At 68.7% G+C, this 12,769-nt stretch carries 11 protein-coding genes and 1 tRNA gene; 6 read left to right on the forward strand and 6 right to left on the reverse strand.

The features are described from left to right. Positions 1-184 precede the first annotated feature (184 nt). The 3 genes from N1F91_RS16470 (at position 185) to glp (ending at position 4,511) form a co-directional block, all read left to right on the forward strand. Positions 185-706 (forward strand): arsenate reductase (azurin) small subunit, encoded by a 522-nt coding sequence (locus N1F91_RS16470; RefSeq protein WP_289993937.1) that lies wholly within the window; start codon positions 185-187, stop codon positions 704-706. An 11-nt stretch (positions 707-717) separates the two neighbouring features. Next, positions 718-3,186, forward strand: a complete 2,469-nt coding sequence (locus N1F91_RS16475; RefSeq protein WP_289993940.1) for an arsenate reductase (azurin) large subunit — start codon at positions 718-720, stop codon at positions 3,184-3,186. A 65-nt stretch (positions 3,187-3,251) separates the two neighbouring features. Then, positions 3,252-4,511, forward strand: a complete 1,260-nt coding sequence (gene glp / locus N1F91_RS16480) for a gephyrin-like molybdotransferase Glp (protein WP_289993941.1) — start codon at positions 3,252-3,254, stop codon at positions 4,509-4,511. 108 nt (positions 4,512-4,619) lie between these two features. Here the strand turns inward: glp and N1F91_RS16485 are convergent. The 3 genes from N1F91_RS16485 to wrbA all read right to left on the reverse strand — a co-directional run bounded on the left by N1F91_RS16485 (position 4,620) and on the right by wrbA (position 6,634). Further along, positions 4,620-4,704: transfer RNA gene (locus N1F91_RS16485), tRNA-Leu, on the reverse strand. A gap of 165 nt (positions 4,705-4,869) precedes the next feature. Beyond that, entirely contained in the window at positions 4,870-5,829 is a 960-nt protein-coding gene (locus tag N1F91_RS16490; RefSeq protein WP_289993943.1) for an alpha/beta hydrolase, read from the reverse strand. Positions 5,830-6,034: 205 nt separating this feature from the next. After that, entirely contained in the window at positions 6,035-6,634 is a 600-nt protein-coding gene (gene wrbA, locus N1F91_RS16495; protein ID WP_289993945.1) for an NAD(P)H:quinone oxidoreductase, read from the reverse strand. Positions 6,635-6,831: 197 nt separating this feature from the next. Between wrbA and N1F91_RS16500 the strand changes: the two genes are divergently transcribed. Then, positions 6,832-7,581, forward strand: coding sequence for a competence/damage-inducible protein A (locus N1F91_RS16500; RefSeq protein ID WP_289993947.1), 750 nt, complete (start codon positions 6,832-6,834; stop codon positions 7,579-7,581). Positions 7,582-7,685: 104 nt separating this feature from the next. Beyond that, positions 7,686-8,510 (forward strand): universal stress protein, encoded by an 825-nt coding sequence (locus tag N1F91_RS16505; protein ID WP_289993948.1) that lies wholly within the window; start codon positions 7,686-7,688, stop codon positions 8,508-8,510. 56 nt (positions 8,511-8,566) lie between these two features. Here N1F91_RS16505 and N1F91_RS16510 read toward each other — a convergent pair whose 3' ends face one another. After that, positions 8,567-9,538: an alpha/beta hydrolase gene (locus tag N1F91_RS16510; RefSeq protein ID WP_289993950.1), complete on the reverse strand. Its 972-nt coding sequence runs from the start codon at positions 9,536-9,538 to the stop codon at positions 8,567-8,569. A 197-nt stretch (positions 9,539-9,735) separates the two neighbouring features. Here N1F91_RS16510 and N1F91_RS16515 point away from each other — a divergent pair, with 197 nt between their 5' ends. After that, positions 9,736-11,076, forward strand: a complete 1,341-nt coding sequence (locus tag N1F91_RS16515; protein WP_289993952.1) for an MFS transporter — start codon at positions 9,736-9,738, stop codon at positions 11,074-11,076. Positions 11,077-11,154: 78 nt separating this feature from the next. On the opposite strand, the gene N1F91_RS16520 is transcribed toward N1F91_RS16515, so the two are convergent. Beyond that, complete coding sequence (locus N1F91_RS16520) at positions 11,155-11,955, reverse strand: SDR family NAD(P)-dependent oxidoreductase (RefSeq protein WP_289993953.1); 801 nt, start codon at positions 11,953-11,955, stop codon at positions 11,155-11,157. A 56-nt stretch (positions 11,956-12,011) separates the two neighbouring features. Next, complete coding sequence (locus N1F91_RS16525; protein ID WP_289993955.1) at positions 12,012-12,659, reverse strand: ChrR family anti-sigma-E factor; 648 nt, start codon at positions 12,657-12,659, stop codon at positions 12,012-12,014. Positions 12,660-12,769 lie beyond the last annotated feature (110 nt).

A 12,769-nucleotide genomic window follows, 5' to 3' on the forward strand; every position in this document is an offset into this window, starting at 1 on the left:
CCGCAGTTTCCGGCCGCGTCCGGCTTTCCGGACCAACGGCGGCGCAGCATGTCCGGGAATCCGGACATCGCGCTGCGGCGCCTTTTGCAACACCTTGTATTCGCTCGCCTCGTCCGTCGCATGGGGAATGGCACCCTCCTTGCACCGTTCGCCACGTAGCCAGTCGCGAACCTGGGAGGATGGAATGGATCGCTGCAGCAAATTGGTCGATGTCGGGCGCCGGCAGTTCTTGCGAGGGAGCGCGCTCGCCGCAGCCGGGGCCGCCACGAGCGTGGCCCTTCCCGCGACCGCCGCGAAGGCGGCGGCGCTCGCCCGCGTCGACTATCCGTCGAACCGCCTCGGCAACGTCGCCGACCTGGTGGCGAACGAGCCGATGGACGTCGCCTATCCGGACGAGAACGCGCCGGGCGTACTGATCAGGCTCGGCACCCCCGTCGAGGGCGGCGTCGGCCCTGACGGGGACATCGTCGGGTTCTCGACCGTCTGCCCGCACAAGGGCTTTCCGCTGAACTACGTCGCGGCCGACCGGACGCTGAACTGCCCGGGCCACTATTCGCGCTTCGACTGCGAGGCCGGCGGACAGCAGATCTGGGGCCAGGCGACGCAGAACCTGCCGCAATACGCGCTGAGGGTGGACGAGAAGGGCGACATCTACGCCGAGGGCGTGGACGAACTGCTCTACGGCCGCCTGTCGAACGTGCTCTGAGGGAGGGGAAAATGGCCTACAAGCGACACATCGACCGCCTGCCGATCATTCCGGCGGATGCGAAGAAGCACAACGTCACCTGCCACTACTGCATCGTCGGCTGCGGCTACCATGCCTACACCTGGCCGGTGAACAAGCAGGGCGGCACGGATGCCGCCGCCAACGCCTTCGGCGTGAATCTGGCCGAGCAGCAGCCGGCCGAGACGGAGGCCTGGTATGCGCCGTCGATGTACAACATCGTCCGGCAGGACGGAAAGGACGTCCACCTCGTCATCAAGCCCGACCATGGCTGCGTGGTGAATTCCGGCCTGGGTTCAGTCCGCGGCGCGCGGATGGCCGAGAACCGTCGCTCCGACAAGACCGGCACGCAGCAGCAGCGGCTGACCGAGCCGATGGTCTGGCGCTATGGCACCTGGCAGCCGACGAGCTGGGCCGACGCGCTCGACCTCGTGGCCCGCGTCACCGCGCGGGTCATCGACAAGGACGACGAGGACGATCTGTTCGTTTCGATGTTCGACCATGGCGGCTCGGCCGGCGGCTACGAGAACACCTGGGGCACGGGAAAACTCTATTTCGGCTCGATGAAGGTGAAGAACTGCCGCATCCACAACCGGCCGGCCTACAATTCGGAGGTGCACTCCACCCGCGACATGGGCGTCGACGAGCTGAACTACGCCTATGAGGACTACACGCTGGCCGACACGATCATGCTGGTCGGCACCAATCCGCTCGAATGCCAGACGAACCTGTTCCTGAACCACATGGTTCCAGGCATGCGCAACGGCGCCAAGGTGATCATCGTCGATCCCCGCCGCACCGTGACCGCCAATGCCTGCGAGGTGGAAGCGGGGGCGGAGAACGTGCTGCACCTGGCGATCAAGACCGGGACGGATCTGGCACTGTTCAACACGCTGTTCACCTACATTGCCGACCAGGGCTGGGTGGACAAGGACTTCATCGCCGCATCGACGCTCTCGGGCGACGTCGCTGTGGCGCAGGACGAAGCGCATCCGGCCGCGCTCGGCTCGTTCGAGATGGCACGGGTGAAGTGCAGGATGTCGCTCGCCGAGGGCGCGTCGATCACCGGGCTCGCCGAGGCGGACATCGTCAAGGCGGCCGAATGGATCGCCAAGCCGAAGGAGGACGGCTCGCGCCGCAAATGCGCCACCGGCTACGAGAAGGGCATCATCTGGGGCAACGACAACTACCGCGTCATCGGCGCGCTGGTGAACATCGGGCTCGCCACCGGCAATATCGGCCGCGAGGGCGGCGGCGTGTGCCGTCTCGGCGGCCACCAGGAAGGCTACTTCCGTCCGTCTGACGCCCATGTCGGGCGGCCGGCACCCTATATCGACCAGCTGATCATCGGCGGACGCGGCAAGGTGCACCACATCTGGGCCAACGACCACTACAAGACGACGCTCAACGCGACCGAGTTCAAGCGCGAGTACAACCGCCGGACCAACATGGTGAAGGACGCCATGGACGCCCATGCGGGCGCGACGCGGGACGAACTGGTCGAGGCGATCGTCGGCGCGATCAATGCGGGCGGGCTGTTCTCGGTCAACGTCGACATCATCCACAGCCAGATCGGCCAGGCCGCGCACGTCATCCTGCCGGCGGTGGAATCCGGCGAGATGAACCTGACCTCCATGAACGGCGAGCGCCGCCTGCGCCTCGTCGAGAAATACATGGACGGCCCCGGCAACGCCAAGCCGGACTGCCTGATCGCGGCGGGGCTCGCCCAGCACCTGGAGCGGGTCCTGCGCGAGGACGGCCGCGACGCCTATGCCGACCAGTTCAAGGGCTACGACTGGAAGACGGAGGAGGACGCCTTCATGGACGGCTATCACTCCGGCAATCCGGAGGTGACCTATGACCGGCTGCGGGCGATGGGCAACAATGGCGTGCAGGAGCCGGTCGTCGGCTTCGAGAACGGAAAGCTGGTCGGCACCAAGCGCCTCTATACCGACGGGAAGTTCACCCGGCACGGGCGGGAGGACGGCAAGGCGCTGTTCTGCGGCGGCGAGTGGCGCGGGCTGCAGGCGCCGGGCAAGGCCTACCAGAGGGACAATTTCGCGTTCCTCATCAACAACGGCCGCGCCAACGTCATCTGGCAGAACTGGTTCCTGGACAAGGCCAACGACTTCGTCACCGACCGCTTCCCGATCCCCTATATCGAGATCAACCCGGAGGACATGGCGGACCTGGGCGTCAAGGCCGGCGACCTGGTCGAGGTCTTCAACGACGTCGGCGCCACGCAGGCGCTGGTCTATCCGACGCCGACGGCGCGGCGGAAGGAGACCTTCATGGTGTTCGGCGCGCCCAACGGCGCGCAGGGCAACATCGTCAATGCCGGCACGAACGAGCTGATCCTGCCGAACTACAAGCACACCTGGGCCAACATCCGGAAGATTTCGGATGCGCCTTCCTCGGCGGCGGATCTTTCGTTCAAGTCGATGGAGTACAGCGCGGGCTGAAACCTCCGCACACAGCCGCCGGGCCACAGGGCCCGGCGGCGCCCCCCTGGTCAACAGGAGCGATCATGACCCTGGCTGCAGTCTCCGCCCAAGAGCCGTGCGACGCCGGCGCGACCGGCACCGTCGTCCCCGTCGACATCGCCGCCGCCAAGGCGGCGGCCGCCGTGATGGCGGTCGCGGAGACCGAGACGCTCGACCTGCTTGCCGCCAACGGCCGCGTTCCGGCGGCGGAGGTGCGCGCAGGTCTGAACCTGCCGCCCTTCAACGCTTCGGCGATGGACGGATATGCGGTGAAGGCGGATCGCTTCGGTGGACCGGGTCCGTGGCGGTTCGCGGTGACGGGACGGATCGCGGCCGGCGATGCTCCCCGGCCATCCTTCGAAGGCTCCGTCCGCATCCTGACGGGCGCGCCGGTCCCGGAGGGTTTCGACACCGTCGTCATGCAGGAGAAGTGCACCGTCGACGGCGACGACATCGTCATCCGCGAGCGGCCGCGCACGGGCCAGAACGTGCGGGTGGCGGGAGAGGACGTCCGCCGCGGCGACATGCTGCTGCGGGAAGGCGACCTTCTGAAGCCCCAGCACCTCGCGCTGCTTGCCGGTCAGGGCATGGCCGGGATCGAGGTTCGCCGCAGGATCCGCGTCGGGCTCGTCTCCACCGGCACCGAACTGCGCGAGCCGGGCGAGCGGCTGCATCCGGGCCAGATCTTCAACTCGAACCGCGTGATGCTGCGCGCCAGCCTCGACGCCTGCCGCTGGGCCGAGGTGATCGATTTCGGCATCGTCGCCGACACGCGCGAAGAAATCGCCGCCGCCCTGGCCGAGGCGGCGAAGCGCTGCGACGCGATCATCACCACCGGTGGCGTTTCGGCCGGCGAGGAAGACCATGTCACCTCGGCGGTCAGCTCCGGCGGCGGCGCGCTCGACGTCCTGAAGGTCGCCATGCGCCCCGGCAAGCCCGTCAAGGTCGGGCGGCTCGGAAGCGCGCTCTTCCTCGGGCTGCCCGGCAATCCCAATGCCACGCTCGTCACCTTCCGGATGATCGCACTGCCGGCCCTGCGCAAGATGGCAGGCCTGTCGGGCACCGCCCCGGTCTGGACGCGGGCCGTGGCCGATTTCACCTATGACAAGCGGGCCGACCGCACGGAATTCGTGCCCGTGCGCCTCGGCGATCCGGCTCCGGACGGTCTGCCGCGCCTCACCATGCTCGGCCGCGGCTCCTCCGCCAGCCTGCGCGCGATCTCGCAGGCCGAAGGCATCGCGCTGCTGCCGCCCGGCGTGGACCGCATCGAACCCGGCCTGCCTCTCGCCTTCGAGGCGATGTGAGCCGCCATCGTCGCCGGTGATGCCCTTGCGGCCGTCCGAACGGCGTGGCGTCGCGCTGGGCCGATGCCTTGCCTCCGGATCCTGACCGGGAGGTCGACGGGGGTTTGATGGTGCCCCCTGCCGGGATCGAACCGGCATGGCCGAAGCCGAGGGATTTTAAGTCCCTTGCGTCTACCTGTTCCGCCAAGGGGGCAGCCGGTAGAGCGGTAGCGGGTCGGTCGCGCGGGATCAAGCCGGGAAAGGCGCGCGAAGGCGGCAGCGCCGGGACGGCGAGGCCTGTCCCGTCACCGTCACGCGCGTCAAGGGATGCGCTGCACGCGGCAGGCGCAGCGACAGGACGCCGCGCGCCGTCCGGTCGTCAGCCGCCGAACGCCTTGGCGGCGATGCGCTTCACGAAGCCGGCGACCTTTTCGGATTCGACGAATTGCGGCATGTGGCCGATGCCTTCGAGAATCTCGATGTCGATGCCCTTGATCCGGCCCTCCATCGCCAGCCCGTGGCGGGTGTGATGCAGCACGCGGTCGCGGCTGCCGAACAGGATGCCGACCGGCATCGCTATCTCGCCGTAGCGTTCCATCTGGCCGGGCAGGTCCTGCTCCACCGCCACGAGGTCGGTGGAGGTGGCGTAGAAATGGCCGGGGCGCAGGCCGAGATAGCCGCCGCCGCCGATGGCGTAGTCTGCCGGCACCGGCTGCGGCCCGAAGACGAAGTCGAGCGTCTGCTGCGCCGTCTTCATTCCCGCAGGCACGGCCAGCGTCGCGGCGATGATGCGGCGCATCAGCGGCGAGCGGATGTAGAGGCCGCCGAATTCCTTCGGCGGCGTCGGCACGTAGTGGGTGAGGGGGGAGATCAGCGCCAGGCCGGATATCTTGTCGGGGTGGTCGAGCGCGACGCGCAGCGCAATCGCCCCGCCGAGCGAATGGCCGACCAGCAGCGGCTTTTCCAGCCCGACCGCGTCGATGAATTTCGCGATCGCCTCGGCCTGCTGCGGAATGCGGGCGCCGCTCGACACGCGGGTGGAATAGCCCGAGCCGGGGCGATCCATCGCCACGAGGCGGAAGCCGCCGCCGATGGCCGGAAACAGCGTCTGGCGGAAATGATGCAACTGGCCGCCCAGACCGTGAACGAAGAGGATCGGTCGGCCGGAGCCCTGGTCGACATAGTGGATCGCGTCGCCGCCGACCACGACCGTCTTGCCGATGCGCGGAATCCTCTTCTCGGCGTCGGCGGCGAGGCGGCGGGTCGCCAGCGCGTTCCAGCCGAGCCAGCCGGCGGCGGCCAGCAGCGCGGCGACGAGGATCCAGATCAGCACGGCCATGGGCAGGTCTCCTTCGTCGGACGGGTCGGTCCGTCGCGTGGGCGTCGGCCGGCCAAGGTCTGCCCCGGCGCGCGGCCAAGATCAATGGCTGTTCGCATCGGCGGCGGACGCAAAAGGGGCGACCCTGAGGCCGCCCCGATGATTCGATGGCCGCACGTATCGCGTGCGGCCGGCCGTGCAGCGCGGCTTAGCCGTGCAGCGCGGCTCAGCCGTGCAGCTTGGCGGTGATCTCGGCCACGCGCTTGCCCTGGAACTTCGCGCCCTCGAGTTCCTGCTCCGACGGCATGCGCGAGCCGTCCGTGTTCGACGTCGTGGTCATGCCGTAGGGCGCACCGCCGCGCACGACATCGTTGCCCGACTGGCCCTGGTAGGCATAGGACAGCGGCACGATGATCATGCCGTGATGCTGCAGCGAGACCTGCGTCGAGATGATGGCGAACTCGGCGCCGCCGTGCTGCGTGGCGGTCGACACCATGACCGAGGCGACCTTGTTGATCAGCGCGCCCTTGGCCCAGAGCGGGCCGGTCTGGTCGATGAAGTTCTTCATCTGCGAGGACATCGCGCCGTAGCGGGTGGAGATGCCGAAGATGATGGCGTCGTAGTTCTCGAGCTCGAGCGGATCGGCGATCGGCGCCTCCTGGTCGAGCTTGTAGTAGGCGGCCTTGGCGACCTCCTCGGGAACGAGCTCCGGAACGCGCTTGATCGTCACGGTCGCGCCGGCTTCCGCGGCGCCCTCGGCGGCGGCCTTCGCCATCGCTTCCATGTGACCCCAGCTCGAATAATAGAGAACGAGTACCTTCGCCATGTCTGTCTCCTTCGGTTTCGACTGCCGGGCCGCCAGCATCCGTCGGTTGCGGCCTTATCCCGGTCTCGCCTCTATCTAGGGCGCGCCCATCGTCTACGAAACAGCCGGATCGCAGCACGGTTCGTTCACAGAACCGATGCCATTGCTGCCGGCTCCGCCCGGCGCTATGTCGTTTCGACATTCCCCGGAGAGCCCCGATGTCTCAGATCGTCACTGCCGCCATGGTCGTCATCGGGGATGAAATCCTCTCCGGCCGCACCAAGGACAAGAACATCGGCCACCTCGCCGACATCATGACGGCGATCGGCATCGACCTGAAGGAAGTCCGCGTCGTTCCCGACGAGGAGGACGAGATCGTCGCCGCCATCAACGCGGTGCGGGCGCGTTACACCTACGTCTTCACCACCGGCGGCATCGGACCGACGCATGACGACATCACCGCCGATTCGGTATCGAAGGCCTTCGGCGTTCCCTGCGGATATGACGAGAGAGCCTACGCCATGCTGGAGGCGCATTACGCGGCGCGGGAGATGGAGTTCACCGAGGCGCGCAAGCGCATGGCGCGGATGCCGCGCGGCGCCGACCACATCGACAACCCGATCTCGATGGCGCCCGGCTTCCGGATCGGCAACGTGCACGTGATGGCCGGCGTGCCGTCGATCTTCCAGGCGATGCTCGACAATGTCGTGCCGACGCTGAAGACCGGGACGAAGCTGATCTCGGCCACGGTGCCGTGCCCGTTCGGCGAGGGCACGATCGGCGATGCGCTGGGCGCCATCCAGAAGGCGCATCCCGACACGATCATCGGTTCCTATCCGAAATATCTCGACGGAAAATTCTGGACCGAGCTCGTGGTGCGCGCCCGCTCCGAAGCGGCCCTCGCGCCGGCCGTGGCGGCCGTCGAGGCGATGGTGGCCGGCAAGGCCGAGGCCGTGCAGCCGGGCTGAAGGACCTGCGGACCTGATGGGGACCGGCGCAGCCACGAAAGCGCCGCACGGGTTGCCGCAGCTGTGCTAGGCTCGGGCGGTCTCTGCGGGAAAGGAGTGGTCCCATGACCTACAAGACGATCGTCGCCGTGCTGCAGGACGAGGCTGGCGCGCCTGCCATGCTCGACGCCGCCGTCGCGCTCGCCTCACGCTTCGGCGCCCAGCTGGTCGGCGTGCACGCCGAGCCCCTGCCGATGCCGATCGCTTCGCCGATGGGCTTTCCGGACGCGACGCTGATCGGCGCGAGCGAGGACATCAACCGCGCCCGCGAGAAGCGGCTTGGCGAACTCTTCGCGTCGCGGATGGCCCGCGCGGACCTGTCCTGCGAGTGGCGGACTCTGCGCAGCTTTTCCGGCGACAGCGCCCTGTCGGCGCTGGAGAGCGCGCGCTGCGGCGACATCGTCCTGGCCGGCCATGGCGGCGGGGAGGGCGGCTCGCCCGACATCGACACGCTGATCCAGGGCGCGGGCCGGCCGGTGCTGCTGCTGCCGAAGGAGCGCCCCGTCCGCGCCGAGGTCCGCCGCGCGGTGGTGGCCTGGAACGGTTCGCGCGAGGCGGCACGCGCCGCGTTCGACGCGCTGCCCTTCCTGATGGAGACCGAGGAGACGACGCTGCTCACCATCGATCCGATCGCCGGCGAGGGCGTCCCGCTGCCCGGTTCGGAGATCGCCGCAGCGCTGACGCGCCACGGCGTCAAGGTGACGATCGAGGCCGTGTCCTCGGGAGACTGGTCGCGCGCCCAGGTGATGGAGCGGACGGTGCGCGCGAAGAACGCCGACCTGCTCGTGCTCGGCGCCTTCAGCCATTCGCGGCTGCGCGAGATGATCTTCGGCGGGACGACGCGCTCGATCATCGAGAACCCGCCCTGCCTGACCCTGATGGCACGCTGACCGGCGGACCCGGGGTCGCGCGATTCGCGTCGCGCCGAACCGGATGATGCCGGCCGTCACTGCGGCAGCGTGCGGATCCAGTCGGTGACGGCGGCGGCGAGGCGGTCGGTCGTGCCGGGCGACAGCGCGTCGCCCGCGATGACGTGGTTCGACGGATCACCGGAATCCTCGACGGTGACCAGGGCATGCGGCGCGCCCCAGCGCCGGGCTGCGGCCCGCGTCAGGTCCGGCCGCACGACCGCGTCGGCGTCGGAGAAGACGAACAGCGCCGGCACGGCGGCGCGCTCGACCGGCGCTTCGGCCGCCATCGCCACCACGGCGCTCATCGGCATCACCGCCTCGATCGGATAGCGCGTCGTCCAGAAGCGGCCATGGCTTTCGTTCGACGGTTCGAAGCTGCGTTCGTCACCCGCCACGAGGCGCGCGATCTGCAGGCCCCACGGCCCGGCAAGCAGGCCCGCACCGCCGGCCTGGACGCCGTAGTTGGGCGACACCAGCACCACGCCCGCCATCCGCTCGCGGAAGTCCGGCTCGGTGGCCGCCCAGCTGGCGATGGAGGCGCCGGTGGAGGTGGCCACGACCACGACGCGCTCGCCCAGGCGCTCGCCGATGGCCAGCGCTTCGGCGAAATCGTTCACCCAGGCGTTGACCGAGGCGGTGGCCATCGCCGCGCCATCCTGCCCGTGGCCGGCGAGCCGCGTATAGAACAGGTTGGCGCCGAGCGCCGCGGCGACCTGATCGGGCGCCGGCCTTATCTCCTGCTTGGAGGCGGAGAAGCCGTGCACGTAGACGATCGCCAGCGGCGTCCGCGCCTTCGAAGCGGGAAAAGCCCAGACGATCTCCTTCCGGAGCCCCGGGCGGATGCCCGGCACGCCAGCCTCGCGCTCGGCGATCCAGGCGTCGAGATCCGTTCCCATCGTCGCCGGATCGAAGGTGACGGTTGTGTCGCGCGCGACGCGCGGACCGGCGAACCAGACGATCGCCGCCGCAGCGATCAGCACCGCCGCCAGTCCCAGGAGAAGCATCATGCGCCGCACGGATTCGTTCCTCGTACCATGCGCGCAGCAATAGCGCCTCCGCGGCGGCGATGGAACGGGCAACCGGCGGATCCGCGGCGAAGCGGCCGGCGATCGGAGTTGGCCCATCCGGCACGTGGCCGGCGGCGGCAACCAATCGGCAGCGCGGCGCGTACAAGGTCGAAACACCTCCTGCCGCCAGGGCCGCCATGCCGTTTCGCCTGCTCCTGTTCTACGCCCTGCCGGCCGTTCCGCTCGCGGCGCTGACCTTGCCGCTCTACATCATCGTTCCGACCTACTATACGGAAACGCTTGGCCTTTCGCTCGGTGCGGTCGGCGCAGCGCTGCTCGTCGTGCGCATCTTCGATGCCGTCAACGACCCGCTGATCGGCTGGCTTGCCGACCGCTGGCGACCGGCAATGGGGCGCCGCCGCGCGGTCTTCGCGCTGTCGCTGCCCGTCTGCGGGCTTGCGGCGCTGATGCTGTTCTGGCCGCCGGCCGACGCAGGCGTGATCCATCTCGCCGTGTGGGGCATGGTGCTGTCGCTCGGCTTCACTGGCGCGATGCTGTCCTACACCGCCTGGGGCGCGGAGCTTGCCGGCGACTATGCCGAGCGGGCGCGGATCGCCGGCTTTCGCGAAAGCCTGACGCTGGCTGGAACGCTGATCGCCATCGCTCTGCCTTTCGCCATCGGCTTCGGGCCGGCAGGCGGGCTGGGCGGGCTTGCGGTGCTCGGACTGTCGGTCGTCGGCGGGCTCGCGCTGTTCGGCGGCCTTGCGGTCCTGAAGGTGCCCGAGCCGGTCGATCACTCGGTCGCGGCGGGTTCGTTGCGCGACGGGCTTTCCCGGATGGCGGGCAACGCGCCGTTTCGCCGGCTGATCGCGGCCTATTTCCTCAACGGGCTGGCCAACGGTATCCCGGCGACGCTCTTCCTCTACTTCGTGGCGACGCGGATCGGGGCGCCCGACATGCGCGGGCCGCTGCTGTTTCTCTACTTCCTCGCTGGCATCGGCGGCGTGCCGCTGGCGCTGTGGGCGGCACGGCGGACGAGCAAGCACCGCGCCTGGTGCGTCGCCATGGTGGCGAACTGCGCGATCTTCTCGCTGGTCCCGCTGCTCGGCACAGGCGACGTGGCGGGGTTCGCGGCGATCTGCGTGGCGACCGGCCTGCTTCTCGGCTTCGACCTGTCGCTGCCGCCGGCAATCCAGGCCGACGTCATCGACGTCGACACGGCGCTGTCCGGCGAGCAGCGCTCGGGCGCCTATTTCGCCGCCTGGAGCCTTGCGACCAAGCTGGCGCTGGCGGCGGGCGTCGGCATTGTCTTTCCGCTGCTGGGCTTCGCCGGCTTCGATGCCGCGGCGGGCGCGGCGAACGACGAGGCGGCGATCGGCGCGCTCGTGGCGCTCTATGTCTGGCCGCCGATCGCGCTCAAGCTCGCCGCCATCGCGCTGATGTGGCGCTTTCCGCTCGACCGGCTTGAGCAGGCGTCGCTGCGCCGGACGATCGAGGAACGGTCGGCGACGGCGCGGGCCGCCGCTCAGAGCGTGTGAATCGATCGAGGATGCGAAAGAATGCCCACTGCAATCCTTGGGATTTTCGGCTTAGGCTGCGCAAAAACGGGCATTCTCTCAGGGCTTGAGCGGCCGCTTGTCCCAGCCCATCGCCCGCTTCATCACCGGGAAGTAGAGCGCGTGCGGCAGGAGGTTCACCAGCTTCAGCGTCCAGGCGAGCCGGCGCGGGAAGCAGACCTCGAAGCCGCCGCGCTCGAGACCGTCGGCGAAACGGCGCGTCGCGTCTTCCACCTGCATCAGGCCGGGCATCGGGAATGTGTTCTTTTCGGTGAGCGGGGTATCGACGAAGCCCGGATTGATGACCTGGATGCGAATGTTCATCTTGTCGAAGTCGAACTTCAGCGCCTCGGCCATGTTGTTGACCGCCGCCTTGGACGCACCGTAGGCCGAGGCGAGCGGCAGTCCGCCATAGCCGGACACCGAGCCGACGATGGCCACCTGGCCGAAGCCGCGCCCCTTCATCGCGTCGACTGCGGGCACGAGCCCGTTGACGACGCCGAAGAGGTTGATTTCGTAGGTCTTGACGAAGTTGTCGACCGACAGTTTCTCGCCCTTGGCGGGGAAATAATTGCCGGCGTTGAATACGGCGAGTGCCACCGGGCCGAGTTCGGTCTCGATCGCCTCGACCGTTGCGGCCATGCGCGTCTGGTCCGTGACGTCGCAGGGGAAAGGCACCACGCGGCCGCCCTGCGCTGCCGCCTCGGCTGCGAGCGAGGCGAGATTCCCTTCGCCGCGCGCGGTTGCGGCGACGACATAGCCGCGGCGCACGAGTTCGAGCGCCAGAGCGCGGCCGATCCCGGTGCTGGCCCCGGTGATCCAGGCAATGCCGTCGGACGGCTTGGCGCGGTAGAGCGTCATGCAGCGTGCTCCGTCGAAGGGAGAGGAAGGAGGCGCCGGCCCGGACCGGCGCGCAGTCAGCCCCCGATGATGTCCATCAGGCGCCGCGGGATCGAGCCCGTCAGCTTCAGCGGCGCATCGGTGATCGCCATGCCGATGCAGGGGCGGTCCATCTCGGCCGTGGGCCGGTGTTCCACCGTCTCGTCGGCAATGGAGATGTCGCCGCGGCCGTAGCGGCCGTGCACGTCGGTGAAGGCGCCGTCGAGCACCAGCGACAGTTCCACGCCGCCATGGGTGTGGGTCGGGATGCGACGGCCGGGCCTGATCCAGAACAGCGAGACATGGAAGCCTTCGATGTCGCCGAGCTCGTGCTCGCGGAAACCGGGCATCTTGGTGCGCCATGGCGTCTCGTCGGCGTCGAAGCCGACGAAATCGCGCAAGGCGCGCGGGAAAACGGCATTCCGGGGCTGCGGCGGCAGCACGATGGGCGCAGGGGCCTCGCTGCCGAGGATGGCCGCGAGCCGGCTGGTGCGATCCGACAGCGGCTTCGGCTTTTCCTGTTCCAGCTCCTCGCCGGCCATCACCTCGAGGCCGCGCGCCAGCGCACGACTGCGCGGCTTCAGCTCGAGATGCGATGCGACGAGCACGCGCGCAGGCGTGGGCAGGTTGCCCGCGACGTAGCGCGCGATCAGCGTGTCGATCGTGTCGGTGGCGTCCGAAGTCATCTGGTCTCGTCTCTGCTCTGCCATCGCCCTTGTGCTTTGCAATCTATTCGGTTTTTTGTCCTTTCGCCACATACGAGCGGTGCGGCCGACTGGATCAATCGATGTTTTTC

Source organism: Aquibium sp. ELW1220 (genome assembly GCF_030398385.1).
GTDB lineage: Bacteria > Pseudomonadota > Alphaproteobacteria > Rhizobiales > Rhizobiaceae > Aquibium.